The following is a 24,645-nucleotide window of genomic DNA, read 5'->3' as shown; positions in this document are numbered from 1 at the left end:
GAGCTTCGCCATGTCGAGCTTCGCCATGTGCGCAGTCTCACCGAGTGCCGGCGCGCGGCCTGCGATGCCTGCCCGGCGCCGCAGAGACCACAGGTCATGTTCTTCCCGCGTTCGACGCTCCTCCCCTGCACCCGCGGCCGGTCGGCTGCGCGGGCCCTGGCCGGGCCGATCCTCGTGACGGTCCTAGCGGCGCTCCTCGCGGGCGGCTGCGTGGCGGTCGAGCCGGAGGCGCGCGCGGTCCGGCCGGCCCCGAACGCCGCCTTCACGGCCATGTACGGGGCGCAGCCCGACGAGCGCTTCTCCCTGCCGGCCACCGACGTGGCGGGCGTCGATCCGCGCTACTTCCGGCAGGAGGTCGCCTACCCGCGCAACGACCCGCCGGGCACGCTCGTGGTCGATCCGGGCAACAAGTTCCTCTACCTCGTGCGCGAGAACGGCCGCGCCCTGCGCTACGGCGTCGGGGTCGGCAAGGCGGGCCTGGCCTGGAGCGGGCGGGCGCGGGTCGGGCGCAAGGCCGAGTGGCCGCGCTGGACGCCGACGCCCGACATGATCGCCCGCGAGCCCGAGCGGAACGGCCTCTGGCGCAACGGCATGGCGGGCGGCCCCGGCAACCCGCTCGGGCCGCGCGCCCTCTACCTCTTCGACGGCGGCCGCGACACCCTCTACCGCATCCACGGGACGACCGAGCCCGGCACGATCGGGACCAACGTCTCGTCCGGCTGCATCCGGATGTTCAACCAGGACATCATCGACCTCTACGGCCGTGTGCCGGTCGACACGCAGGTCGTCGTGCTCGACGCCTCGGACAACGTCGAGCCGTCCGCCCCCGCGCTGGCGCAGGCCGGTGCCCCCCGCCGCGCGGCGGACCGGCTGTAACCGCGCCGGGCGCCTCCTCCACAGGCCGCTGCGCGGGCTGCGGAACGCCTCGCCCGGACGGGCATTGCCGTTCGTCCGGACGGAGGCGAGCATGACGGAGAAGAAGGGTCACGGCAGCGCGACGGCGAGGAAGGCCAACGCCGAGGCGAGCCGCGAGGGCAAGGCGAACCCGCGCAAGTCCTCCTCCGCCCAGGCGGAGCTCGGCAGGAAGGGCGGCAAGAAGAGCTGATCGGCGGGAAGGCGCGACCTGGAGTGCAACCTGGGGCGCGTCGGGCCGGCGGGCCCGGTCTCGGCGGCGATGGAATGCATCCCGGGGGCCGCTGGCGCGATCCCGGGATGGTGGCGCGTCGGTGCGGTCCGCGCGGCTCGGCTGGCCGCGGCGGCCAGGGTCACTGACCGCTGCTGCCGCCCCCGCCGCCGCCCGAGGTGTTGGACCGAGGCTGGTTGTTGCTCTCGGCGTTGCCGCTGGAGCCCGACGAGCTCTGGGGCGGGCGGCCCTGCGCGAGGACCGGGCCGGCGAAGACCAGCGCGAGCGTGGTGAGTATGGCGAGCTTCTTCATGTTCCCTCCTGGCCCGCGACGGCGAGCCTGCAAGGGAACAACTGGAAATTGTTCTCGCGGTTGCCGATTCCGTGTCCCGCACGAAAGAAGACACCCGCCGCGGCGATCGGGTGGCCGGGCGGGTGCGAGGTGGTTCCGGGTCTCAGGAAGGAACTGGCGCCCTCTTACGCGATCGGCCCATGCCTTTCCGTGTTGTTCGGGTCACAAGTCACCGACCCGCACTGTCACGCGAATGTCGTGTTACAAGTTGAGCCGCGACCGGAGCCGGTGAATGCGGGGCCTTCCTGTCGAGGGAGACATGACATGGCATCGATCGAGGCGCTTGCCGGAACCCTGCGCAAGCTGGCGACCTCAGGCATGAAGCCGAAGGACCTGCTCGCCGCCGTCCGGCAGCAGCATCCGGAGGCGACCAAGAAGGAGGTCGTGCGCGCCGCCTTCTACGCCCTGATCGAGAGCCACGGCACGAGCCCGGAGGAGACGCAGAGCCTCCACAGCTTCGCCATCGGCGAGCGCGCCGTCGACGAGGAGCGGGACGTCAGGCCCGCCAAGCTGCGCGGGAAGAAGGGCAAGCGTGCGCCGGAGGGCGGGACGGCGGCGCACTGACGGGCCCCTCGGGGCGGTGGAGCGCCCGGCCACGGGGCCGGGTGAGCGGCCGGGCGTGCGAGGAGGGCCAGGTAGTCCTCTCCACTCCGGTCTCCTCCGGACATTCCGATCTCCCTCAGACGCTCTCCTTGGCGGTGCGCGCCCCGAAGGCCAGCAGGAGTTCCTGCAGGTCGCTCTCGGCCACCAGGGCGGCCGCGTCCTCCGGCGCGTACCAGCGCCGGCGGCGCTGCTTGCGCTCGGGCCAGCGCCTGCGCTCGTCCTCCACCCGCAGCGGGAACACCTTGACCGCGCAGGCCACCGTGCTGCCGTCGCCCATCCGCTTCTCGTACCGGTACTGGCCGAGCGCCTTCTTGCCGACCCGGCCCTTCAGCCCGGCCTCCTCGTACGCCTCGCGCTCGGCGGCGCGATGATCCTTCCGGTCCGGCATGGGCCAGCCCTTGGGGATGATCCAGCGCTTCGTCTCCCGCGACGTCACCAGGAGGAACTCCGGCTGCCCTTCCGCGCCGAGCCGGAACGGCAGGGCCGCCACCTGGACACGAGGGCTCCGCCTCTTCCTCTTCAGGTCCGCCTCCTCGATCGCGCCCGCCATTTCGGCAGCTCTGCCATGCAACCAAAGACGGTGCATTGATCTTGGTTGCGAGGATGCGCAATCACTTGGCCGGGATCGGCGCGCTCGCCGCGGCTGTGGGCCGTATCCGCGTGCTCTTGCGTCGAGGTCGCCCGTGGCGCACCGAACCCGTCCCGCAACAGCGTCTGGCTCCTGCATGGCCGTCGAAATCGAGCGCAAGTTCCTCGCCACCCACGCCGTGCTGGAGCATTGCCGGTTCGGGCTGAGCATCGTCCAGGGCTACCTCTACACGGACGCGGAGAACACCGTGCGCGTGCGCCGGGCGGGCGACCGGACCTTCTTCGCCTGGAAGGGCCCGCGCTGCGGCGCCCGCCGCGAGGAGATCGAGCACGAGGTCTCGCCCGAGACCGGCGCGGCGATGTTCGCGGCCCTGCGGCCCGACCGCTGCCTGGCGAAGACCCGCTACCGTGTCGAGCATGCGGGCGCGGTCTGGGAGGTGGACGTGTTCGGGGGCGACCTCTCCGGCCTGATCCTGGCCGAGATCGAGCTCACCCACGAGGACGCGGCCGTGATCCTGCCGCCCTGGGCGGGGCCCGAGGTCACCACAGACGAGCGCTACCGCAACTCGCGCCTCGCGCTGCGGGCCGGCTCGCCGATCCTGCTGGCGGCCTGAGCGCCGCCCGTCGGGCCGGGCGGATCGGAAGCCCGGCGGCTTCGTCGGGGCGTCACAGATCTCTGCTTCAACGCGTCGACGATCTCCGGGACTCGAGCGATGATGGACGATCACGATCCGACGAACGCGGCCTCGGTCGACGCCGTCCGCCGCGAGCTCCTCGACAGCCTCGACGAGGAGCTGGAGATGGAGCTCGAGGACGAGCGGCTCGACCATCTCGACCCGGCCGCCGCCTCGGACCGCGACGGCGCGGACCTCGACCGCCGCCTCTACTTCCGCGAGCTCCTGCGCCTGCAGCACGAGCTGGTGCGCCTGCAGGACTGGGTGCAGACCCAGAAGCTGCGGGTCGTCGTCGTGTTCGAGGGACGCCACTCGGCCGGCAAGGGCGGCGTCATCAAGCGGATCACGCAGCGGCTCAACCCGCGCGTCTGCCGCGTGGCCGCCCTGCCCGCCCCGAGCGAGCGCGAGCGCACGCAGTGGTACTTCCAGCGCTACGTCTCCCACCTGCCGGCGGGCGGCGAGATCGTGCTGTTCGACCGCTCCTGGTACAACCGGGCGGGCGTCGAGCGGGTGATGGGCTTCTGCACGGAGGCGGACGTCGAGGAGTTCTTCCGCTCGGTGCCCGCGTTCGAGCGCATGCTGGTGCGCTCCGGCATCGTGCTGGTGAAGTACTGGTTCTCGATCACCGACGCCGAGCAGGCCTTCCGCTTCCGGATGCGGATCGACGATCCGCTCAAGCAGTGGAAGCTCTCGCCGATGGACGTGGAATCCCGCAGGCGCTGGGAGGACTACACCCGCGCCAAGGAGGACATGCTGGCGCGCACCCACATCCCGGAGGCGCCCTGGTGGGTCGTGGCGGCCGACGACAAGAAGCGGGCCCGCCTCAACTGCATCGGCCACTTCCTCACGCAGATCCCCTACGCCGAGGTGCCGCGCCCGGCCGTCCACCTGCCGGACCGCGTCCGCCACGCCGATTACGAGCGCGCCCCGATCCCGCCCGAGATGCACGTGCCCGCGATCTACTGAGGTCCAGCCCTTGTCCGGGGCGCGGTCCCGGCGCGGAGCCGCGCCCGTCTCAGTCCCGCGGCGGGCGGATGCCGAGGGTGCGGATCAGGACGAAGGCCGCCGCCGCCGACAGGACCGCGAGCCCGATCGCCAGCGTCGAGCCGTTCTCGAACTCGGCGAGCGGCAGCCCCTTGGTGTTCATGCCGAACAGGCCGGTGACGAGGGTCGGCGGCAGGAACAGGGCGGTCAGGATCGACAGCGTGTAGAGCTGACGGGTCGATTGCTGGGCGAGCTGGGAGGCCAGCTCCTCCTGCAGCAGGCGGCTGCGCTCGGCGAGCACCACCATGTCCCGGTCGAGGGCGTCGAGGCGCTGCGCGATCCGGGCGGCGGTGGCCAGGGTGGCTGCGGGCAGCTCCACCTCGTCGCCCGCCTCCTCGAGGCGGTGGAACACGGCGCGCAGGCCGAGGAGCTGCCGGTGCAGCCGGACCGCCTCGCGCCGGATCGGCCCGAGCCGCCGGCGCTCGCCGCGGGCCCGCTCGTCGAGGATGTGGTCCTCGATCCCGTCGAGCTCGTCCCCGAGCCGGCCGCCGGCCGCCGCCATGGCGGTGACGACGTGGCCGACGAGGATCTCCAGGATGCCGGCGGGCGCGGCGATGCTGCGGCCGTCCGCGGCGTCGCTCCGGGCGAGCTCGGGCCCCATCACCGGGTGGCGGCGCCCGCTCACGAGGTGGTTCGCGCCGAGCACGAAGTGCAGGCGCCCGCCGGGCTCCGTGCGCACGCCCGCGTCGCGCTCGCGCACGAGGTCGGCCACGACGCCGCCGATGTGGTGCGCCTCCACGGCGATGCGCTGGTGCGGATCGCTCGCGAAGACGGCCTCGACGAGGCGGGCGGGCCCGAGGCGGCCCTCGGCGGCGAGTTCGGCGACGCGCGTGTCGTTCAGGTTGAAGTGCAGCCAGAGGAAACCCTCGCCGAAGGTGCCGAGGGTCGGCACGGGCTCGCCGTGCGCGAGGAGGTGGCCGCAGCCCGCCTCGTCGAAGCGCATCGCCCAGAGGAGGCCCGGCAGGGCGGGCTCCTCGCTCAGAAGGCGCCCCATGGCCGCCGCCTCCGACACCGGGATCAGGCTCAGAACAGGCGGGAGAAGAGGACGCCCGACGGCACCATGGCGGCGGGCAGCGTCAGCACCCGGGCCATGGCGAGGTTGCGCAGCGTCGAGAGCTGCAGGCCGGTGCGGTTGGCCGCCTTCGTGCCGGCCACGCCCGAGGCCAGGAGCACGCCCGGGACGTCGAGGAAGCCGGACCGGGCCACGGCGACGTTCGCGCGCAGCGGGTGCGTGTCGATCACGATCGCGACCGCGTTCGCGGTGTCGTGGAAGCCGTTCACGAACGCGCGGCCCAGCGCGATGATCAGCGCCACGAACGGCAGGACGCAGGGCAGGCAGGTCGTCACCCGGGCGCCGGTCGCCTCGACGTCGGCGCAGATGCTGCAGCCGGCGCAGAGGAGCGCCGCGGCGACCACGCCCATGAACAGGACGAGGGCGAGGATCGGGTGCCCGCCGTCGAGGTTGGGCCGGCCGCGCGGCCCGGCCATCCGCGGCTGCGTCAGTCCCGGCGTCGTCAGGCCGTGGGCGGGCGAACTCGACATCGGCTACGCTCCGGCGGATGAGAGGGCGCATCCGCACGCAGCGACCCTGTGCAGAGTCGAACGACGGTTTCATGACGCGGCGGGAGGCTCCCGGAGCGCGGCCGCGCGACGGCGGGGGCGCTTCCCGCGCCGGGCCGCAAGGGGGCGCTTGACGCAGGAAGACTTCGCCAATCAACTTGCCGGTGTTCGCGAACCAGCGAGAGCGTTCTGATCCGATCATCGAGCTGGCAAAGGTGTGGATCATACCATGGCCGACCTTCAGCAAGAGCGTGAACAACTGGCTCTCACGGAGCGGCACATCGCCGAGGGCGAGGCGCGCGTCGCGGCCCAGAAGCTCCTCGTGGCGCGGGTCAGCGCCCTCGGCCAGAGGACGTCGACTGCCACCGACATGCTGCGGAGCCTGGAGGACGACCTGCAGCGCATGCGCGGCCACCGGCAGGCGGTCATCGAGGCGATCGACCGGCTCACCGCGCCCGCCCCGGCCCGCCGCCCCTAGGTCCGGCGGCCCGCGCCGTCCTCAGGCGAAGTGCTTGGAGAGCTTCAGCCCCTGCGCCTGGTAGTTCGAGCCGGCACCCGCGCCGTAGAGGGTCGCCGGTACCTCGGCCATGCGCTCGTAGACGAGGCGGCCGACGATCTGGCCGTCCTCGAGGAGGAAGGGCACGTCCCGGGAGCGCACCTCGAGCACCGCGCGGGCGCCCGCCCCGCCGGCCTCCGCGTACCCGAAGCCCGGATCGAAGAAGCCCGCGTAATGGACCCGGAACTCGCCGACGAGGGGGTCGAAGGGCACCATCTCGGCGGCGTGGTCGGGGGGCACCACCACGCTTTCCTTCGAGGCCAGGATGTAGAACTGGCCGGGATCGAGGATCAGCATGCCCGAGGCGTCGGCCGGCAGCGGCTCCCAGAAATCGGCGGTGCGGTGGCGGCCCGGCGCGTCGACGTCGACGAGGCCGGTGTGGCGCTTCGCCCGGTAGCCGATCAGCCCGTCGAACCCCGCGAGGTCGACCGAGACGGCCACGCCCCCCTGGAAGGAGGGTGCGGCGGCGCTGACGAGGGGCGTGCGGGCGTGCAGCGCCGCGAGCTCGGCCTCGCGCAGGCGCACCTCGCCCCGGCGGAAGCGGATCTGCGACAGGCGCGAGCCCGTACGCACGAGGACCGGGAAGGTGCGCGGCGAGATCTCGGCGTAGAGGGGGCCGGCGTAGCCGGCCTCGACCTGGTCGAAGGCCGTGGCGTGGTCGGTGATGACGCGGGTGAAGACGTCGATGCGCCCGGTGGAGCTCTTCGGGTTCGCCCCCGCCGAGAGGTCGGGCGGCAGGCTCAGCGTCTCCTGCAATTCCGCGATGTAGACGCAGCCCGTCTCCAGCACGGCGCCCGCGCTCAGGTCGATCGCGTGGAACGAGAAGTCCCGCACGCAGTCCGAGACGCTGCGGCGGCTGCCCGGCAGGAAGCTCGTGCGCACCCGGTAGGCGCGGGCGCCGAGGCGCAGGTCAAGGCTCGCGGGCTGGATTTGGTCGGGGGCGTAGGGGTTCGCCGGGCGGATGCCGCCGGCCTCCGTCAGCGCCGCGATGCCGCGCGCCGAGAGGATGCCGTCGCGGCTCGGCTCGCCGGCGGGCTCCCGCGTCGTGTTCTTCGTCACCGCGCGCCTGTCCCGTTCCACGAAAAGCATGCCGCCCCCGTTGTCCCGCGCGGGAGCCTAAGGGCGGGTTAAATCCTGATCCTCGGGGATCCGCAGGACGATCCGCGCGAGCGCCAGCCGGGCGCAGGCGCCGATCGCGACGAGGCCCGCCAGGACGCTGCCGAGCACGGGGAAGGCGTCCGGCCGGGCGAGGACCGCCAGCGCGAGGATCGCGGTGCCGCAGGCAAGTCCGAGCCCGGAGCCGAGGCCGAGCACGAGGGAGGGCAGGCCGAGGGAGGTGTCGGGCAGCCGCGCCGCGATGCCGCGGCGGCGCCCGGCGAAGGCGCCCGCGGCCCGGCCGGCGGCGTCGAGCAGCAGGCTCGCGAGGAGCGCCGCCGCCGCCCAGCCGTTCGCCTGCGGCGACGCGAGGGCGAGCGCCAGGGCGAGGCCCACGAGGCCGAGGCGGGCCGCCCCCGCGAGAAGGCCGGACCGGCGCCCGGACGCGTCGTCTCCCGTGGCGCGACGCTGCAGGGTCTCCTCGACCACCCGGCTCGAATCCCTTGAAACCGACGCGCCCCGGGCGACGTACTCCGCCGCGATTGACGGCGTTTTCGCCGCCACGTACCACGGCGCTCCGAGACTGTCGCGGGTGACGCAGAGCCCGGCGCGCCGCTCGGCCAGGGAGACAGGTCCGGACCATGTACAAGGCCGAGACGCGCGGAATCAGCGTGACCGTCATGCCCCGCTTCGTCGAGGAGGAATCCTCGCCGGGGGAGAGCCGGTACTTCTTCGCCTACACGGTCGAGATCGTGAACAACGGCTCGGAGCAGGTGCAGCTCCGCTCGCGCCACTGGCGCATCATCGACGGGCACGGCGCCTGCCAGGAGGTCCGCGGCGCCGGCGTCGTCGGCAAGCAGCCGGTGCTGGAGCCCGGCGAGTCCTTCAGCTACACCAGCGGCTGCCCGCTCACCACGCCGGACGGGCTGATGGCCGGCAGCTACACCATGGCGACGGTGGCCGGCGAGAGCTTCGAGGCCGAGATCCCCGCCTTCTCCCTCGACAGCCCGCACGTCCGCCGCAGCCTGCACTGACGCCGGCGCGGCCCTGCCGCGGCCCGCGCCGGAGAAGGATGTCACGCGATGCCGGGTTACCCTGAGCGCCGGACGCCGCTCGCGATCCTGGAGCGCCTCGTCGCCTTCGACACCGAGAGCTCCAAGCCGAACCTCGCGCTGATCGACTGGATCGCCGACTACCTCGACGGATGGGGCGTCGCGAGCCTGCGCGTGCCGAGTGCCGCCGGCGACAAGGCGGCGCTCTTCGCCACGCTCGGCCCGGTGCGGGACGGGGGCGTCGTGCTCTCCGGCCACACCGACGTGGTGCCGGTGACCGGCCAGGCCTGGACCGCCGACCCCTTCACCCTGCGGGTCGCGGAGGGCCGCGCCTACGGCCGCGGCGCCGTCGACATGAAGGGCTTCTGCGCGCTCGCCCTTGCGGCCGTGCCGGACTTCCTCGCGGCCGGCCTGACGCGGCCGGTCCACCTCCTGTTCTCCTACGACGAGGAGACCACCTGCCTCGGCGTCGCCGACACGATCGCCCGCTTCGGCGCCGACCTGCCGCGGCCCGGCGCCGTCATCGTCGGCGAGCCGACCGACCTCGAGGTCGCCGACGCCCACAAGAGCATCGTCACCTACCTGACCACGGTGCACGGGCACGAGGCGCACTCGGCCAAGCCCATGCTCGGCGCCAACGCCGTGATGGCGGCGGCCGACCTCGTGTCCGAGCTGAACCGCATCGCCGACCTCATGGTCGCCCGCGGCGACCCGACCGGGCGCTTCGACCCGCCCGCCACCACCGTGCATGTCGGCACGATCCAGGGCGGCACCGCCCGCAACATCCTGCCCAAGGTCTGCACCTTCCACTGGGAGTTCCGCGGCCTGCCCGGCCTCGACATGGAGGAGATCCCCGACCTGTTCGCCGCCAAGGTCGAGGCGGTGACCCGCGAGCGGCTCAACCGCTACGGCGCCTACGGCTCGATCGAGACGCTGGAGGAAGTCGCGGTGCCGGGGCTCGCGCCCGATCCCGGCTCCGAGGCCGAGCGGCTCGCCCTGCGGGTCGCCGGGCGCAACCGCACCATCACGGTGCCCTACGCCACCGAGGCCGGCCGCTTCCAGGTCGCCGGCATCCCGACCGTGGTGTGCGGACCGGGCTCGATCGACCAGGCGCACCAGCCCGACGAGTACGTCACGCTCGCGGCGCTCGCCGCGGGCGAGGACTTCATGCGCCGCCTCGCGCGGGCCTGCGCGGCGTGAGCGGAGGAACCAGCATGGGCGGCGCGAACGCGGACCCGGGCCGGGTGAAGCTGAGGCCGCTCGAGCGCGAGGACCTGCTCTTCGTGCACCAGCTCAACAACAACGACAGCATCATGCGCTACTGGTTCGAGGAGGCCTACGAGTCCTTCGCCGAGCTGGCGCAGCTCTACGAGCGCAACATCCACAATCAGACCGAGCGGCGCTTCATCATCGCCACCGCGGCCAACGAGCCGGCCGGCATGGTCGAGCTCGTGGAGATCAACCACCTGCACCGGCGCTGCGAGTTCCAGATCGCGCTGCACCCGTCCTTCCAGGGCCGCGGCTACGCGGGACAGGCCACCCGCATCGCCATCGACTACGCCTTCAGCGTGCTCAACATCCACAAGCTCTACCTGCACGTGGACAAGGACAACGCCCGCGCCGTGCGCATCTACGAGCGCTGCGGCTTCCGTCCCGAGGGCGTGCTGCGCGACGAGTTCTTCGTGAACGGGCGCTACCGCGACGCCGTGCGGATGTGCCTGTTCCAGCCGGACTACCTCGCCCGCCGCGGCGGCGGCGACATCGCGGAGCCGGTGCTGAAGGCCTGACGGCCGGGCCGGACGCGGCATGAAAAAGGGGCCGGCGAACCGGCCCCTCCGTTCTCTCACGCGATGGCGTCGGGTCAGTTGCGGCCGGCGCCGCCGCGCTCGCCGCCCGTGCCGCGCTCGCCGCCGCGGCCGGCGTTCATGCCGCCGCGCTCGCCACCCATCGCGCCGCGATCACCGCCCGCGCCGCCGCGCTCGGAGCGCTCGGCACCGCCCCGGTCGGCCGCGTTGCGGACGCCGGACGGGTCGCGCTCGCCCTGCCGCATGTTGCCCTGCATGTTCTCGCGGCCGCCGCGGTTCGCCTGCTCGCCGCGGTTCTCCTCGCCGCGCATCCCGCGCTCGTTGCGCTCCGTGCCGCGCGTGGCGCTGCGCTCCTCCGTGCGGCCGCGCCGCTCGACGGTGCCGCGCTCGCGGTCGTTGAAGGTGGCGTTGACGGTGCCGCCGCGGCGCTCGCTCGTCGAGACCGTCAGGCGACGGTACTCGGGCGAGCCGTAGACCACGCGCTGGCCGCGGATGGTGACGTAGCGGGTGCCGCCCTCGCGGACGCTGACGAGGCGCCGGTACTCCGGCGAGCCGTAGAGGACGCGCTGGCCGCGGATCGTGACGTAGCGGGTACGGCTCGGGCGCTCGTCGCGGACCGTGACGAGCCGGCGGTACTCCGGCGAGCCGTAGATCACCCGCTGGCCGCGAATCGTGACGTAGCGGCGCGGGCCGCTCTCGCGGCGCTCGACGGTGACGAGGCGGCGGTACTCGGGCGAGCCGTACACGACGCGGCGACCGCCGATGAACACGAACCGGCCCTCGCGGCGGAAGCCGCCCGAGACCCGCTCGGAGCGCACGTCGGTGCGCTCGCTGCGCCGGCTCTCGGTGACGCGGTCGCGGCGGCCCTCGCGGACGTCGCCGCGGTCGCTCCCGCGCTCCATCCGGGCCGAGCGGTCCCCGCGCTCCTCGCCGCGCGTGCCGTCCCGGCGCTCGGCGCGGTCCGTGCCGCCCTGGCGGTCCTGGCGGTCGCCGCGCTCGGCGCCCTCGCGCCCGCCGCTGCGGGCCTGCATGCCGCCCTCGCGCTGGCCGCCCGACTCGCGCTGAGCGGATTGCTCGCGCTGCCCGCCCATCTCCGAACCGCGGCTGCCGCCGCGCTCGGCCGACATGCCGGACCGGGCCGCGCCGGCGTTTCCGCCCGCACCCTTGTCCATGGTGGCAGCGTTCTGCGCGTAGACCGACGTGCTGAACAGCAGAGCCGCCAGCCCGACTGCGAATTTCCTCATGGCGAAGCCTCCGTGACTTTTGACGCTCCGAAACGCGTCTGATCACGAAAGGGTTCAATCAAAGGTTGGCAGTCTTTCCGGAGGCCAAGTCTGAGCCGAGCTCGGCCGTAGCCGCGGCTCAGCTTGGCCGTAAGCCTTCCGGGGCCGCCTCATGCTTGGCGGCGATCTCGGCCTCCACCTCGGCCGGGTCGAGGTCGTAGCGGCGCGAGCAGAACTCGCAGGTGATGCCGATGCGGCCGTCGTCGGCCACCATCGCCTTCCGGTCCTCGGGCGAGAACGAGCGGATCATGCCCATCACCCGCTCGGGCGAGCAGCGGCAGCGCTCCGCCACCTCCTGCGCCTCGAACACGCGCACGCCCCGCTCATGGAACAGGCGGTAGAGCAGGCGCTCGGAGGAGACGGCGGGGTCGACGAGTTCGTGGTCCTGGACCGTGCCGACGAGGGAGCGCGCCTCAACCCAGGCATCGTCCTCCGGCGTGCCGGCGGCGTCGAGATGGGCGTGGCCCTCCGGGATGTCGCCGGGCGGCAGGTCGGCGAGGCGCCTCCGGTCGACCGATTGCGGCAGGAACTGCACGAGGAGCCCCCCCGCCCGGTAGCGGGCGGCGCCGTCCTCGAACGCCTCGGCGACCGCGAGGCGCACCTGCGTCGGGATCTGCTCGGATTGCCGGAAGTACTGGTGGGCGGCCTCCTCAAAGCTCTGGCCCTCCAGCGCCACGACGCCCTGGTAGCGGCTCGCCGCCGAGCCCTGGTCGATCGTCATGGCGAGGTGGCCCTCGCCGACGAGGTCGGCGGTCCTGAGCGGGCCGGCGCCGAGGGCCGCGACGCGCTCCGCGTCGAAGCGCGCGGTGGCGCGGACGCGGTCCGGCGCCTCGAAATCGACCACGATCATCTCGACCGGGCCGTCCGTCTTGGTCTGGAGCTGGAAGCGGCCCTCGAACTTGAGGGAGGAGCCGAGCAGCACGGTGAGCGCCGCCGCCTCGCCGAGGAGGCGGGCCACCGGGTCGGGGTAGCCGTGGCGGCGCAGGATGGTGTCGATCGAGGGCCCGAGGCGCACGGCGCGGCCGCGCACGTCGAGGGCCTCGACGGCGAAGGGCAGCACGGCGTCGTCGTGGCCCTCGCGTCCGTCGGCGGGGGTCGGGGAGATCTCGGGTCCGGAGGTCATGGCCTCTCCGCTGATGCGTCGTTCCTGTGCGCGCCGTCCCGTCCACCGGCGCGGGACGGGACGCGGCCGCCGGCGGCCGGTCCGGCCGCGCAGCCTGCAAGTCGTCGCCTGATGGGAAGGAGCGGCGTGCGCTCGCTCCCCATATGGTGCGCTGTCGCCCGCCGCGCGAGGGGGCCGCCGAGGGGGCCGCTCAGAGCCCGTTCGCCCCGAAGCACCAGGCCAGGATGCCCTTCTGGGCGTGGAGCCGGTTCTCGGCCTCGTCGAAGACCACGGATTGCGGGCCGTCGATCACCTCGGCCGTGACCTCCTCCTCCCGGTGGGCCGGCAGGCAGTGCATGAAGACCGCGTCCTTGGCGGCGGCCGCCATCAGCTTGGCGTTCACCTGGTAGGGGCCGAGCAGGTTGTGGCGGTGGTGGTCGTCGTCGTCCCCCATTGAGACCCAGCAATCGGTGACGACGCAGTCGGCGTTCTCGACCGCCGCGAACGGGTCGGTGGTCACGTTGATGCGCGCGCCCTGCTCCCGCGCCCAGGCGATGAGCGCGGGCGGGGCCGACAGCTCCGGGGGCGCGGCGACGTTGAGGGTGAAGTCGAGGCGCGCGGCCGCGTGCGCCCAGCTCGCCAGGACGTTGTTGGCGTCCCCCGACCACGCCACCGTGCGGCCGCGGATCGGCCCGCGATGCTCCTCGAAGGTCAGCACGTCCGCCATGATCTGGCAGGGGTGGGAGACCTTGGTGAGCGCGTTGATCACCGGCACGGTGGCGGATTCGGCGAGTTCCAGCATCAGCCCGTGGTCGAGGATGCGGATCATGATCGCGTCGACGAAGCGGGAGAGGACCTGGGCGGTGTCGCCCACCGTCTCGCCGCGGCCGAGCTGCATCTCGCTGCCCGTGAGCATCAGGGTCTCGCCGCCGAGCTCGCGCATGGCCACGTCGAAGGAGACGCGGGTGCGGGTCGAGGGCCGGTCGAACACCATCGCCAGGGTCTTGCCGGCGAGCGGGCGCTCCGCCGGCGGCTCGCCCCGGCGGCGGCGGCCCTTGATGGCGGCGGCCGCGTCGAGGATCGCGCGCAGCTCGGCGCCGGAGAAATCCTTGAGGTCGAGGAAGTGGCGCGGGCCGGCCCGATCGGGCTGGACTGGGGCGGGAACCTTCGCGGTCCCGTTCGTCTGGGCGGTCATCTCGGTCGATCTTTGTCAGCAGCGGGTCAGGGGCGGCGCCTACTCGGCGGCCCCGCGCAGGGCGGATTCCCGGGAGGCGGCCGCCGCGTCCAGGCGCTCCACCGCCGCGGCGACGTCCGCCTCGGTCACGATGAGCGGCGGCAGCAGGCGGACCACGTTGTCGCCCGCCGGAATCACGAGCAGGTGCTCCGCCCGGGCCGCGGCGGCGAAGTCGGTGTTGGGCACGCGCAGCTTGAGCCCGAGCATCAGGCCCTCGCCGCGGATCTCCTCGATCACCTGCGGGTGGCGGTCCTTCAGGGCGGCGAGCTTCTGCTTGAGCAGGAGGCCGGTGCGCCGGACATGTTCCAGGAAGCCGTCGGCGAGCACCACGTCGAGCACGGCGTTGCCCACCGCCATGGCGAGCGGGTTGCCGCCGAAGGTGGTGCCGTGGGTGCCCGCCGTCATGCCGCGGGCGGCCTCGCGCGTGGCGAGGCAGACGCCGAGCGGGAAGCCGCCGCCGATGCCCTTGGCGGCGCTCATGATGTCGGGGACGATCCCCGACCACTCGTGCGCGAAGAGCTTGCCGGTGCGCCCGACGCCGGTCTGGACCTCGTCCATGATCAGGAGGAGGCCGCGCGCGTCGCAGATCTCGCGCAGGCGCCGCAGGTCCGCGTGCGGGATCACCCGCAGGCCGCCCTCGCCCTGGATGGGCTCGATCATCAGGGCGGCGGTCTCCGGCGTGATCGCGGCCTCGAGGGCGGCGAAGTCGCCGGTCGGCACCTGGTCGAAGCCCTCGACCTTCGGGCCGAAGCCCTCGATGTACTTGGCCTGGCCTCCCGCCGCGATGGTGGCGAGCGTGCGCCCGTGGAAGGCGCCCTCGAAGGTGACGATGCGGAACCGCTCCGGGTGACCGTCCGCCGCGTGGTACTTGCGCGCCATCTTGATGGCGGCCTCGTTCGCCTCGGCGCCGGAATTGGCGAAGAAGGCGACGTCCGCGAAGGTGGCGTCCACGAGGCGCCGGCCGAGCCGCTCGCCCTCCGGGATCTCGAACAGGTTCGAGGTGTGCCAGAGCTTGCCCGCCTGCTCGGTGAGCGCCGCGACGAGGTGGGGATGGGCGTGGCCGAGCGCGTTCACGGCGATGCCGGCGCCGAAATCGAGGTATCGCTCGCCCCCGCGCGCGACGAGCCACGCCCCCTCTCCGCGCTCGAAGGCGATCGGGGCCCGGGCATAGGTCGGCAGAAGGGCGGAGGTCACGTTCCGTCTCCGTGTCTGGCCTTCGGTCGGGTCGTCGGCGAGCCGCCTCACGACCGGCCCGAAATGAAAGTGCCGCCTCGTCGAGGGGGCGGCACGCGCGCGATTACTATGAAAGCGGCCCCGTCTGTCAATCACAGGGCGGGGTCACGGGCCCGACATGCCTCAAACTTGGGCTATGCCGGACGATGGGCGCGGCGGCCTTGCGCGGACGGGCACGCCCGTGCTGTGAGCCGGAGCGATCGCGCCATCGCGCAGGGAGGAAGCCTATGAGCACGGTGAAGGAACGTCTGCAGCGCCTGGGTCTGACCCTGCCGAAGGCCGCCGCACCCGTGGCGAACTACGTGCCCTTCGTACGCACGGGCAGCCTCGTCGTCATCTCGGGCCAGATCTGCTTCGGGCCGGACGGCAAGCTCGCGCCCGAGCACACGGGCAAGCTCGGGGCCGAGGTCCCGGTCGAGGCCGGCGTGGCGGCGGCGCGCCTGTGCGCCCTCAACGTGCTGGCCCAGCTCGACGCGGCGGTGGGCGACATCGACCACGCGGTGGTCCAGTGCGTGCGCCTCGGCGGCTTCATCAACGCCGTGCCGAGCTTTGCAGGGCTCGCCCCGATCATGAACGGCGCCTCGGACCTGATGGTGGAACTCCTCGGCGACCGCGGCCGTCACGCCCGCTCGACGGTGGGCGTCGCCGAGCTGCCCCTCGACGCCGCGGTCGAGGTCGAGGCGATGTTCGAGGTCCGCTGAGTGGCTCCGAACGCCCCCGCCTGGCTGACCGCGCGCCCGATCGCCCATCGCGGCCTGCACGACCGCGCGGGCGGCATCCCGGAGAACACGATCGCGGCGGCCCGCGCCGCGGTCGCCGCCGGCTGCGCCATCGAGTGCGACGTCCAGCCGAGCGCGGACGGCGAGGCGATGGTGTTCCACGACGAGGCCCTCGGCCGCCTGACGGAGGCGAGCGAGCCCACCGCCTCCCGCCCCGCCGCCGCGTTGCGGGCCCTCTCCGTCGCCGGCACGGCCGAGCGCATCCCGACGCTCGCGGCCTTCCTGGCCGAGATCGGCGGGCGCGTGCCCGTGATCGTCGAGATCAAGTCGCGCTATTCCGGCGACCTGACGCTGACCCGGCGGGTCGTGGAGACGGTCTCGGGCTACGACGGCCCCGTGGCGCTGAAATCCTTCGACCCCGGACTCGTCGCCGCCCTGCGGGAGCTGGCGCCGCGGGTGCCGCGCGGCATCGTCGCCGAGACCACGCAGGACGACCCGGCCTACGCGGCGATGCCGGAGGGGGTGCGCCGCTCGCTCGCGAACCTGCTCCACTTCGACGAGACGCGGCCCGACTTCCTGTCCTGGCGGGTGGACGACCTGCCCTGCGCGCCGACCTACCTCGCCCGCCTCCTCGGGGAGCGCCCGGTGATGACCTGGACGGTGCGCACCGACGACCAGCGCCGCCACGCCGCCGCGCACGCCGACCAGATGGTGTTCGAGGGCTTCCGGCCCTGAGGGACTGCGACCATCCCGACGCCGCGGCTCCGCTTGCCCGGCCCCCCCGCACAGCTAGATTGGCCCGCATGGACGAACGCGGGAGTGCGGCCGAGGCCGCGGCGGCTGAGCTTCGGGTCCGCGCGGTCACCGGCCTCCAGGAGATCGGGGCCGCCGCGTGGGATTCCTGCGCGACCTCCCCCGAGACGCTCTCGGGCGGCGACGAGACCTTCAACCCGTTCGTCTCCCACGCCTTCCTGTCGGCGCTGGAGGATTCGGGCTGCGTCTCCCGGCGCAGCGGCTGGCTGCCGCTGCACGTGGCGGTGGAGCGGGGCGAGCGCCTGATCGGGGTCGCGCCCTGCTACCTGAAATCCCATTCCCAGGGCGAGTACGTGTTCGACCACGGCTGGGCGGACGCCTACGAGCGGGCGGGCGGCAGCTACTACCCGAAGCTCCAGGTCAGCGTGCCCTTCACGCCCGTCACCGGCCCGCGCTTCCTGATCGCGCCGGGGGAGGATCCGGACGTCGCCGTCGCCGGCCTCGTGGCGGGCCTGCGGGCCCTGCGCGCCGAGACGCAGGCCTCCTCGATCCACGTCACCTTCATGCGCGAGCGGGAATGGGAGGCGGCCGGTTCCCTCGGCTTCCTGCAGCGCACCGACCAGCAGTTCCACTGGGAGAACCGGGGCTATGCGAGCTTCGAGGACTTCCTCGAGGCGCTCGCCTCCCGCAAGCGCAAGGCGATCCGGCGCGAGCGCAAGGAGGCCCTGTCGGGCGGCGTCGCGATCGAGCACATCACGGGCTCCGACCTGACGGAGGCCCACTGGGACGCCTTCTTCCAGTTCTACATGGACACCGGCGCCCGCAAATGGGGCCGGCCCTACCTCAACCGGCGCTTCTTCTCGCTCCTGTCCGAGCGCATGGCCGACCGGGTGCTGCTGATCCTCGCCCACCGGGCCGGCCGGCCGATCGCGGGCGCCCTCAACCTCATCGGCGACGCCGCGCTCTACGGGCGCAACTGGGGCTGCATCGAGGATCACCCGTTCCTGCACTTCGAGGTCTGCTACTATCAGGCCATCGACTTCGCGATCCGGCGCGGGCTCCGGCGCGTCGAGGCCGGCGCGCAGGGCGACCACAAGCTCGCGCGGGGCTACCGGCCGGTGCTGATGCACTCGGCCCACGACATCGCCGACCCGGCTTTCCGCCGGGCCGTGGCCGACTACCTCAAGCGCGAGCGCGCCCACGTCGCGGAGGCCGTGGACGCCTTCGACACCCTGACGCCGTTCCGCCGCGCCTGCGGGCCGGAGGGCGCGAAGGAGACCGGAACATGAGCCCGATCGACCGCATCAGGACCTATGCCGGCGAGCTGACGGCGCTGCGCCACGACATCCACGCGCACCCGGAGATCGGCTTCGAGGAGGTGCGGACCTCGAACCTCGTCGCCGAGCTGCTGCAGGGCTACGGCATCGAGGTGCACCGGGGCCTCGGCGGCACCGGCGTGGTCGGCGTGCTGAGGGGCCGCTCGGACAACGGGCGCCGCATCGGGCTCCGGGCCGAGCTCGACGCGCTGCCGATCGAGGAGGCGACGAACCTGCCCTACCGCTCGACCGTGCCGGGCAAGATGCACGCCTGCGGGCACGACGGCCACACGACGATGCTCGTCGGCGCCGCCCGCTACCTCGCCGAGACCCGCGCCTTCGACGGCACCGCGGTGTTCGTGTTCCAGCCGGCCGAGGAGGGCCTGGGCGGCGCCCGCGCCATGATCCGCGACGGGCTGTTCGAGCGCTTCCCCGTGGACGAGATCTACGCGCTGCACAACGCGCCGAACGGGCCGCACGGGCGCCTCAAGACGCGGCCCGGCCCGATCATGGCGGCGGCCGACTTCTTCGACATCCGCGTGCAGGGGCGCGGCGCCCACGCGGCCGAGCCGCAGCGGGGCGTCGACCCGATCGTGGTGGCGACCGCGCTCGCGCAGGCCATGCAGTCGATCGTCTCGCGCAACGCCGACCCGCTGAAATCCTGCGTCGTCTCGATCACCCAGATCCACGCGGGCGCGGCCTACAACGTCATCCCCGAATCGGCCCATCTCGCCGGCACCGTGCGGACCTTCGACGGGGACGTCCGCGAGGTGGCGGCCCTGCGCATCCGCGAGCTGGCGCGGGGGCTGGCGGCGGCCTACGGCGCCGAGATCGAGGTCGAGATCCGCGACGTGTTCTCGGTCCTCGACAACAGCGCCGAGCAGGCGGCGGCGGCGGCCGAGGTGGCGACCGAGCTGTTCGGCGCCGAGAACGTCGAGGCCGACTGCGTGCCGCGCATGGGCAGCGAGGATTTCGCCGACATGGTGATGGCGGTGCCCGGCGCCTACGCGTGGCTCGGCGGCACGCCGGGGCCGGGCCTGCACAACGCGTCCTTCAACTTCGACGACAGCATCATCCCCCTGGGCAGCGCCTACCTGGCCCGGCTGGTGGAGCGGCGCACGGCGGCCTGATTCCGGGCGAGTGCGGAATTTTCCCGCGCAGGGCCTGCGCCGGGAGCATGATGAGCCCAGGATGACGACCGAGCCCGCCACGATCCACGCCTTCGCCCCCGAGGCCGCCGACGGCACGCCGCACCCGCTGGAGCGCTATCGGGGCAAGGTCGTGCTCATCGTCAACACGGCCTCGCGCTGCGGCTTCACCCCGCAATACGAGGGGCTGGAGGCGCTCTGGCGGCGACACCGGGCGGACGGGTTCGCGGTGCTCGCCTTTCCCTGCAACCAGTTCGGCGCGCAGGAGCCGGGCGATGCCGACGAGATCGCCCGCTTCTGCAACCTCACCTACGATGTGAGCTTCCCGGTACTCGCCAAGGTCGAGGTGAACGGCCCGGGCGCCGACCCGCTCTTCGTGCACCTCAAGGCGGAGAGGCCGGGGCTGCTCGGGACCCAGGCGATCAAGTGGAACTTCACGAAGTTCCTGGTCGGCCGCGACGGGCGGGTGATCGGGCGCTACCCGCCCCAGGCCAAGCCCGAGGCGCTGGAGGCCGCGATCCGGGCGGCGCTGGCCGAGCGCGACGGGGTGAACGGCGAGGGGATCTGAGAAGGCCCGAGCGGCGGTCAGGCCCGCGCTCCGGCCTGCTGGACGGCCCGGACCTGCGCCTCGGCGGCCGCGCGCGACTGGATCTCCACGAAGACGCGGCGCACCTTGGCGTGGCGCTCCTTGAGCGCCCGGTCGAGGCGCTCGACCATGCGCTCGACCTCGCCGGCGCTGAGGTCGTCGTCCATGTCGAGGCTGACGTTCACGAGGATGTCGTCGGGGCCGAGATGCTGGGTCAGCACCTCGTTGACGTGGTGGACGCCGGGCTCGGCGCGCGCCACCTCGCGGATCGCCGCGACGATGTCGGGGTCGGCCGCCTCGCCGACCAGCAGGCCGTGGGTCTCGACCATCAGGAAGATCGCCATGCCGACGAGGACGAGGCCGATCCCGATCGAGGACCAGCCGTCGAGGACGGGCATGTCGAGCACCTCGGCCAGCACCACGCCGGCGAGCGCGATGGTGAGGCCGAGGAGCGCGGCCACGTCCTCGATGAGCACCGTGAACAGGGCCGGGTCCTTGCTCCGGCGGATCGCGGTGATGGGCGGCCGCGCCCCCTTCTCGGCCCAGAAGGAGCGCAGCGCCACGTAGCAGGAATAGCCCTCCGCCATCACGGCGAAGCCGAGGATCGCGAGGTTGACGAGGAAGCCCGAGACGTGATGCCCGAGGATCACGGCGTCCTCCACGGGCTCCGGGTGCCCGATCTTGTGGATGCCCTCGTAGATCGCGAAGGCGCCCCCGCCGAGGAAGATGAACAGCGCCACGATGAAGGCGTAGAAGTAGACCTCGCGCCCGTAGCCGAACGGGTGGCGGGCGTCGGCGGGCTTCTTCGCGCGCTTGAGGCCGACGAGGAGCAGGATCTGGTTGGCCGTGTCGACGAGGGAGTGCACGCCCTCCGCGAGCATGGCGGAGCTGCCGGTGAGGAAGGCGCCGACGAACTTGGCGGCGGCGATGGCGAGGTTGGCGCCCGCCGCGGTGTAGATGGCGCTCGTGCTCTCGTGAGCCATGCGGGCAACGTCCCTCCGGGCCGGCACGGGCGCCGGCGAAGCCAGACCGGTCGGTCTCTCCGGCGAAGCCTTGCCGTACCGGTCGCAGGCTCAACGCGCCGGCGCGGCCGCCGGTTCGGGCCGGAGGGGGCCCTTCCGCCCGTGGACGCGGGGGCGCGGGCCGTGCATCGTGCGCGCCCGCCGAAGGGGCGCCGCCGAGGGAGCCGACATGACCGACGACAGCCGGGCGCCGAGCGCGCCCTACGACCCGGGCAACATCTTCGCCCGGATCCTGCGGGGCGAGATCCCGGCCCACAAGGTCTACGAGGACGAGGCCACCCTCGCCTTCATGGACGTGATGCCGCAAGGCGAGGGCCACACCCTGGTCATCCCGAAGGCGCCGGCGCGCGGCCTCCTCGACGCCGACCCGGCCTCCCTCGCCGCCCTGGTCGCGACGGTGCAGCGGGTGGCCCGCGCCGTGAAGACGGCCTTCGCGGCGGACGGCCTGACGATCTTCCAGTACAACGAGCCGGCGGGCGGGCAGACGGTGTTCCACCTGCACGTCCACATCGTGCCGCGCCGCGAAGGCGTGATGCTCAAGCGTCACGAAGGCGGCATGGCCGATCCGGTGATGCTCGCCGATCACGCGGCGCGCATCCGCGCGGCGCTCGACTCGACCGGGGGTTGAGGGCTCCGCCCCGCCTCAGGCCGCGCTGGCGGGCGGGTTGGCCTGGGCCATGGTGGCGAGCAGGCGGCGCAGGGTCGCGTTCTCGGCCTCGAGTTCGCTGACGCGGCGCAGCAGCACCGCGATCGAGGCGTCGGCGCCCTCGGCGGCGGCCGGCGCCTGGGGCGCGGCCGGCTCGGGCCGGGCCTGCTCGTCGACGAAGGTGATGCCGATGCCGTCCGGCCGGCGCCAGCGCAGCTGGGCGCGGAAGGTGCGGTCCTTCTGCGGGATGAAGAGGTCGAACGAGTCCGGCAGCGTCGTCGTCTCGCTGAGCGCGAGGCGCGCACCGGAGGAGGACAGGTCGCGCACGAGGCAGTCGAGGCTCGACGCGCCGTTGTTGAAGATGATGCGCCCCTTGAGGAAGACCCTCTGGCGCGTCTCCCTGCGGTGTTCCGACATCGATCGGCCTTCCGAGATCCGTCAGCGCCGCACCCTCGCACGACAGCTCTTAAGGAATGCTCGCCGCAATGCCCGAGACGCGGGCCGATCGAACCCGTGCCGGTGACCCCCCCGCCGTCAGGTGAAGCGCCGGTCCACCGTCTGGAACAGGTAGAAGCCGTTGAAGCGGATCGCCGTGTCGGCCGCCCGGCCGTCGAAGTCGAGGGGGGCGGGGCCGTGGTCGTCGAGCTTGCCGCCGAAGGTCCAGCGGCCCCCGCCCAGGAAGGCGGGCACGGCGCAGGCTTCCGGCACCGCGCAGCACAGGCCCTCGACGCTCTTCAGGCGGAACAGGTTGTAGCTACGCATCGGCTCACCTCCGCTTGGCCGCCGGAGCGCGTGGGCCGGCGCAAGGGCCGACCCGCCTCCGGGGTCCCGCAGCGGCACGACCCGCGCGGCCGAGGGCCCCCGAGTCGCGCGGTCAGGACCGGGCGAGGTCATAGTGGCACAATCCGTCGCGTTTGTGTCGATCAGGTTTCGGGAACGTTGCGCTCCAGCTCGTCGAGCCAGATCGCGGCGCTGGCGTCCGAGGGCGCGCGCCAGTCGCCCCGCGGCGAGAGGGCGCCGCCCGCCGAGACCTTCGGCCCGTTCGGCAGGGCCGAGCGCTTGAACTGGCTGAAGCCGAAGAAGCGGGCGAGGAACACGCCGAGCCAGCGCCGGATCTCGGGCAGGCCGTAGGCGCCCCGCTCCGCCTCGGGGAAGTCCGGCGGCCAGATCCCGGCCTCCCGGTCGCCCCAGGCGTGGAGCGCCAGGAAGGCGATCTTCGAGGGCCGGAACCCGTAGCGCAGCGTGTAGAACAGGTTGAAGTCCTGCAGCGCGTAGGGGCCGATCTTGGCCTGCGTGCTCTGGGGGGCGGCCCCGGCCTCGGCCGGCACCAGCTCCGGCGAGATCTCGGTGTCGAGGATCGCCCGGAGCGTGCGCCCCACGCCCGGGTCGAACTGGCCGGTGCCGATGACCCAGCGGATCAGGTGCTGGATCAGGGTCTTGGGCACGCCCGCGTTGACGCCGTAATGGCTCATCTGGTCGCCGACGCCGTAGGTGCACCAGCCGAGCGCCAGCTCCGAGAGGTCGCCGGTGCCGATCACGATGGCGCCGTTCTGGTTGGCGAGCCGGAACAGGTAGTCGGTGCGCAGGCCCGCCTGCACGTTCTCGAAGGTGACGTCGTAGACCGCCTCGCCCCGCCCGAACGGGTGGCCCATGTCGGTGAGCATCTGCCGGGCGGCGGGGCGGATGTCGATCTCGGCGGCGGTGCAGCCGAGCGCCGTCATGAGGGCGTGGGCGTTGCCCTTGGTGGCGTCCGAGGTGGCGAAGCCCGGCAGCGTGTAGGCGAGGATGTTGGCCCGCGGCAGGCCGAGCCGGTCGAGGGCCTTGGCCGCCACGATGAGGGCGTGGGTCGAGTCGAGGCCGCCGGAGACGCCGATCACGACCTTCCGGGTGCCCGTGGCCTCCAGGCGCTTCAGGAGCCCGGCCACCTGGATGTTGTAGGCCTCGTAGCAATCCTGCGCGAGGCGGGCCGGGTCGGCCGGCACGAAGGGGAAGCGCTCGATCCGCCGCCGCAGCCCGAGATCCGCCTCCGGCGGCTCGACCCGGAAGCCGACGCGGCGGAAGGCGCCCTCGCGGGTGCGGGCGTTGTCGTCGAAGCTGCCGGCCTGCAGGCGGTCCTGCGCGATCCGCTCCAGGTCGATGTCGGCGACGGTGGCGAGCGGCCCTTGCGCGAAGCGCTCGCCCTCGGCGAGGCGCAGGCCGAGCTCGTCGACGCTGGTCTGGCCGTCCCAGGACAGGTCGGTGGTCGATTCGCCGAGGCCCGCGGCGGCGTAGACGTAGGCGCACAGGCCCCGCATGGAGGCGGCCCGCGACAGGAGCTCGCGCGCGTCCGCGCGGCCGACCGTGATCGGGCTGCCCGAGGGGTTGGCGAGCACGCTCGCGCCCGCCAGCGCCGCCCGCATCCCCGGCCCTTCCGGCACCCAGAGATCCTCGCAGATCTCGATCCCGACGCTGAGGCCGGCCACATCCTCCGCCTCGAAGATCAGGTCGGTGCCGAAGGGTGCCTCCAGCCCGCCGACCCGGATCGTCTCGCCCGCGATGTCCGCGCCGGGGGCGAAGTGGCGCTTCTCGTAGAATTCCCGGTAGTTCGGCAGGTAGCTCTTCGGCACGACCCCGAGGAGCCGCCCGCCCTGCACCGCGAGAGCGGTGTTGTAGATCCGGTTGCGCCAGCGCAGCGGCGCCCCAACGACGAGGAGGGGCCTGAGGCCGCCCGAGGCCGCGACGAGCTCGGCCGCCGCCTGCTCGACCGCGTCGAGGAGCGTGTCCTGCAGGAACAGGTCCTCGACGGCGTAGGCCGAGAGCGCGAGCTCGGGGAACACGGCGAGCGCCGCACCCTGCGCGTGGCAGGTGCCGGCGAGGCTCAGTATCTCCTGCAGGTTGCGCGCGGGCTCGGCCGGATGGGAGCGGCCGGTGCAGGCCGCGACCCGGGCGAGGCCGTGGCGGTAGAGCGAGCGGAAGTTCGGGACGGCGGGCTCGGACACGGCGCTGGCGGACCTCACGCGACGGGGACGCGGACCCGACCAAGGGTAGGGCACGGGAGCCCCGCCCTCCAGGGGCCGGCGCGTCCGGACGGCCGCGCCGCACTCCCTCCCCGGTTCGGGAGAGGGACGGTGTGAGGGGTTCAGGTTCTTCCGGAGATGTCGCACCCCTCGCC

The 24,645-nt window shown here is 73.1% G+C and carries 29 protein-coding genes; 15 read left to right on the top strand and 14 right to left on the bottom strand.

All coding sequences use genetic code 11. The annotated features are described in order from the left end of the window. The first annotated feature begins 96 nt into the window (after positions 1 to 96). Together MOX02_RS17185 and MOX02_RS31320 are read left to right on the top strand one after the other, a co-directional pair. Positions 97 to 876: a L,D-transpeptidase gene (locus MOX02_RS17185; RefSeq protein ID WP_238179347.1), complete on the top strand. Its 780-nt coding sequence runs from the start codon at positions 97 to 99 to the stop codon at positions 874 to 876. A gap of 91 nt (positions 877 to 967) precedes the next feature. After that, the gene (locus MOX02_RS31320; RefSeq protein ID WP_170267906.1) at positions 968 to 1,105 is read left to right on the top strand and encodes a hypothetical protein; all 138 of its coding nucleotides are present in this window, start codon (positions 968 to 970) and stop codon (positions 1,103 to 1,105) included. Between the two features lie 160 nt (positions 1,106 to 1,265). Here MOX02_RS31320 and MOX02_RS31315 read toward each other — a convergent pair whose 3' ends face one another. Then, positions 1,266 to 1,436, bottom strand: a complete 171-nt coding sequence (locus MOX02_RS31315) for a hypothetical protein (RefSeq protein WP_170267905.1) — start codon at positions 1,434 to 1,436, stop codon at positions 1,266 to 1,268. A gap of 303 nt (positions 1,437 to 1,739) precedes the next feature. On the opposite strand from MOX02_RS31315, the gene MOX02_RS17180 reads away from it, so the two are divergent. After that, positions 1,740 to 2,039 (top strand): hypothetical protein, encoded by a 300-nt coding sequence (locus tag MOX02_RS17180; RefSeq protein WP_238179349.1) that lies wholly within the window; start codon positions 1,740 to 1,742, stop codon positions 2,037 to 2,039. A 115-nt stretch (positions 2,040 to 2,154) separates the two neighbouring features. Here the strand turns inward: MOX02_RS17180 and MOX02_RS17175 are convergent, their stop codons facing one another. Further along, positions 2,155 to 2,628, bottom strand: a complete 474-nt coding sequence (locus tag MOX02_RS17175; RefSeq protein WP_147027016.1) for an NUDIX hydrolase — start codon at positions 2,626 to 2,628, stop codon at positions 2,155 to 2,157. A 175-nt stretch (positions 2,629 to 2,803) separates the two neighbouring features. Between MOX02_RS17175 and MOX02_RS17170 the strand changes: the two genes are divergently transcribed. Together MOX02_RS17170 and ppk2 are read left to right on the top strand one after the other, a co-directional pair. Continuing rightward, positions 2,804 to 3,280, top strand: coding sequence for a CYTH domain-containing protein (locus tag MOX02_RS17170; protein ID WP_147027015.1), 477 nt, complete (start codon positions 2,804 to 2,806; stop codon positions 3,278 to 3,280). 99 nt (positions 3,281 to 3,379) lie between these two features. After that, positions 3,380 to 4,306: a polyphosphate kinase 2 gene (gene ppk2 / locus MOX02_RS17165; RefSeq protein WP_147027014.1), complete on the top strand. Its 927-nt coding sequence runs from the start codon at positions 3,380 to 3,382 to the stop codon at positions 4,304 to 4,306. A gap of 49 nt (positions 4,307 to 4,355) precedes the next feature. On the opposite strand, the gene MOX02_RS17160 is transcribed toward ppk2, so the two are convergent. Together MOX02_RS17160 and MOX02_RS32980 are read right to left on the bottom strand one after the other, a co-directional pair. Then, positions 4,356 to 5,378 carry a CorA family divalent cation transporter gene (locus MOX02_RS17160; protein ID WP_238179351.1) on the bottom strand — a complete coding sequence of 341 codons (1,023 nt, stop codon included), beginning with the start codon at positions 5,376 to 5,378 and terminating at the stop codon, positions 4,356 to 4,358. 29 nt (positions 5,379 to 5,407) lie between these two features. After that, the gene (locus MOX02_RS32980; protein WP_147027013.1) at positions 5,408 to 5,926 is read right to left on the bottom strand and encodes an inorganic phosphate transporter; all 519 of its coding nucleotides are present in this window, start codon (positions 5,924 to 5,926) and stop codon (positions 5,408 to 5,410) included. Positions 5,927 to 6,173: 247 nt separating this feature from the next. Between MOX02_RS32980 and MOX02_RS17150 the strand changes: the two genes are divergently transcribed. After that, positions 6,174 to 6,422: a hypothetical protein gene (locus tag MOX02_RS17150; RefSeq protein ID WP_147027012.1), complete on the top strand. Its 249-nt coding sequence runs from the start codon at positions 6,174 to 6,176 to the stop codon at positions 6,420 to 6,422. Between the two features lie 21 nt (positions 6,423 to 6,443). On the opposite strand, the gene MOX02_RS17145 is transcribed toward MOX02_RS17150, so the two are convergent. Beyond that, positions 6,444 to 7,559: a 2'-deoxycytidine 5'-triphosphate deaminase gene (locus MOX02_RS17145; protein ID WP_238179353.1), complete on the bottom strand. Its 1,116-nt coding sequence runs from the start codon at positions 7,557 to 7,559 to the stop codon at positions 6,444 to 6,446. 57 nt (positions 7,560 to 7,616) lie between these two features. Continuing rightward, positions 7,617 to 8,159 (bottom strand): hypothetical protein, encoded by a 543-nt coding sequence (locus tag MOX02_RS17140; RefSeq protein ID WP_238179355.1) that lies wholly within the window; start codon positions 8,157 to 8,159, stop codon positions 7,617 to 7,619. A 77-nt stretch (positions 8,160 to 8,236) separates the two neighbouring features. Between MOX02_RS17140 and apaG the strand changes: the two genes are divergently transcribed. From apaG to speG, 3 genes are read left to right on the top strand one after another with little or no spacing between them, the layout of a single operon-like run. Continuing rightward, positions 8,237 to 8,629: a Co2+/Mg2+ efflux facilitator ApaG/CorD gene (apaG, locus tag MOX02_RS17135; protein ID WP_109895218.1), complete on the top strand. Its 393-nt coding sequence runs from the start codon at positions 8,237 to 8,239 to the stop codon at positions 8,627 to 8,629. A gap of 48 nt (positions 8,630 to 8,677) precedes the next feature. Continuing rightward, positions 8,678 to 9,847, top strand: a complete 1,170-nt coding sequence (gene argE / locus MOX02_RS17130) for an acetylornithine deacetylase (protein WP_147027010.1) — start codon at positions 8,678 to 8,680, stop codon at positions 9,845 to 9,847. 14 nt (positions 9,848 to 9,861) lie between these two features. Next, entirely contained in the window at positions 9,862 to 10,434 is a 573-nt protein-coding gene (gene speG / locus MOX02_RS17125; protein WP_147027009.1) for a spermidine N1-acetyltransferase, read from the top strand. 74 nt (positions 10,435 to 10,508) lie between these two features. Here speG and MOX02_RS17120 read toward each other — a convergent pair whose 3' ends face one another. From MOX02_RS17120 to MOX02_RS17105, 4 genes are all read right to left on the bottom strand, one after another. Continuing rightward, on the bottom strand, positions 10,509 to 11,696 hold the full coding sequence (locus tag MOX02_RS17120; RefSeq protein ID WP_147027008.1) for a hypothetical protein: 1,188 nt from the start codon (positions 11,694 to 11,696) through the stop codon (positions 10,509 to 10,511). Between the two features lie 118 nt (positions 11,697 to 11,814). Then, entirely contained in the window at positions 11,815 to 12,858 is a 1,044-nt protein-coding gene (locus MOX02_RS17115; RefSeq protein ID WP_147027007.1) for an Hsp33 family molecular chaperone, read from the bottom strand. A gap of 190 nt (positions 12,859 to 13,048) precedes the next feature. Beyond that, complete coding sequence (gene argF / locus MOX02_RS17110; protein ID WP_147027006.1) at positions 13,049 to 14,032, bottom strand: ornithine carbamoyltransferase; 984 nt, start codon at positions 14,030 to 14,032, stop codon at positions 13,049 to 13,051. Between the two features lie 39 nt (positions 14,033 to 14,071). Next, positions 14,072 to 15,265, bottom strand: a complete 1,194-nt coding sequence (locus MOX02_RS17105; RefSeq protein WP_147027005.1) for an aspartate aminotransferase family protein — start codon at positions 15,263 to 15,265, stop codon at positions 14,072 to 14,074. Between the two features lie 266 nt (positions 15,266 to 15,531). Between MOX02_RS17105 and MOX02_RS17100 the strand changes: the two genes are divergently transcribed. The 5 genes from MOX02_RS17100 (at position 15,532) to MOX02_RS17080 (ending at position 19,808) form a co-directional block, all read left to right on the top strand. Then, positions 15,532 to 16,005 (top strand): RidA family protein, encoded by a 474-nt coding sequence (locus tag MOX02_RS17100; RefSeq protein WP_147027004.1) that lies wholly within the window; start codon positions 15,532 to 15,534, stop codon positions 16,003 to 16,005. After that, entirely contained in the window at positions 16,006 to 16,758 is a 753-nt protein-coding gene (locus MOX02_RS17095) for a glycerophosphodiester phosphodiesterase family protein (protein ID WP_147027003.1), read from the top strand. Positions 16,759 to 16,826: 68 nt separating this feature from the next. Then, positions 16,827 to 18,065, top strand: coding sequence for a GNAT family N-acetyltransferase (locus MOX02_RS17090; RefSeq protein ID WP_147027002.1), 1,239 nt, complete (start codon positions 16,827 to 16,829; stop codon positions 18,063 to 18,065). Further along, positions 18,062 to 19,222, top strand: coding sequence for a M20 aminoacylase family protein (locus MOX02_RS17085; protein ID WP_147027001.1), 1,161 nt, complete (start codon positions 18,062 to 18,064; stop codon positions 19,220 to 19,222). Before MOX02_RS17090 ends, MOX02_RS17085 begins: the two co-directional genes overlap by 4 nt. A 61-nt stretch (positions 19,223 to 19,283) precedes the next feature. After that, complete coding sequence (locus MOX02_RS17080) at positions 19,284 to 19,808, top strand: glutathione peroxidase (protein ID WP_147027000.1); 525 nt, start codon at positions 19,284 to 19,286, stop codon at positions 19,806 to 19,808. Positions 19,809 to 19,825: 17 nt separating this feature from the next. On the opposite strand, the gene MOX02_RS17075 is transcribed toward MOX02_RS17080, so the two are convergent. Further along, on the bottom strand, positions 19,826 to 20,809 hold the full coding sequence (locus tag MOX02_RS17075; RefSeq protein WP_147026999.1) for a cation diffusion facilitator family transporter: 984 nt from the start codon (positions 20,807 to 20,809) through the stop codon (positions 19,826 to 19,828). Between the two features lie 208 nt (positions 20,810 to 21,017). Between MOX02_RS17075 and MOX02_RS17070 the strand changes: the two genes are divergently transcribed. Beyond that, complete coding sequence (locus MOX02_RS17070) at positions 21,018 to 21,476, top strand: HIT family protein (RefSeq protein WP_147026998.1); 459 nt, start codon at positions 21,018 to 21,020, stop codon at positions 21,474 to 21,476. A gap of 15 nt (positions 21,477 to 21,491) precedes the next feature. Here MOX02_RS17070 and MOX02_RS17065 read toward each other — a convergent pair whose 3' ends face one another. The 3 genes from MOX02_RS17065 to MOX02_RS17055 form a co-directional block, all read right to left on the bottom strand. Next, positions 21,492 to 21,911: a PilZ domain-containing protein gene (locus MOX02_RS17065; RefSeq protein WP_147026997.1), complete on the bottom strand. Its 420-nt coding sequence runs from the start codon at positions 21,909 to 21,911 to the stop codon at positions 21,492 to 21,494. A 117-nt stretch (positions 21,912 to 22,028) separates the two neighbouring features. Further along, positions 22,029 to 22,256 carry a hypothetical protein gene (locus MOX02_RS17060; RefSeq protein WP_147026996.1) on the bottom strand — a complete coding sequence of 76 codons (228 nt, stop codon included), beginning with the start codon at positions 22,254 to 22,256 and terminating at the stop codon, positions 22,029 to 22,031. 161 nt (positions 22,257 to 22,417) lie between these two features. Further along, the gene (locus MOX02_RS17055) at positions 22,418 to 24,472 is read right to left on the bottom strand and encodes an NAD(+) synthase (protein ID WP_147026995.1); all 2,055 of its coding nucleotides are present in this window, start codon (positions 24,470 to 24,472) and stop codon (positions 22,418 to 22,420) included. Positions 24,473 to 24,645 lie beyond the last annotated feature (173 nt).

The organism is Methylobacterium oxalidis (genome assembly GCF_007992195.1).
GTDB lineage: Bacteria > Pseudomonadota > Alphaproteobacteria > Rhizobiales > Beijerinckiaceae > Methylobacterium > Methylobacterium oxalidis.
The sequence above is the reverse complement of the archived record's forward strand: the minus strand, read 5'-3'. Positions and strand labels throughout refer to the sequence as shown.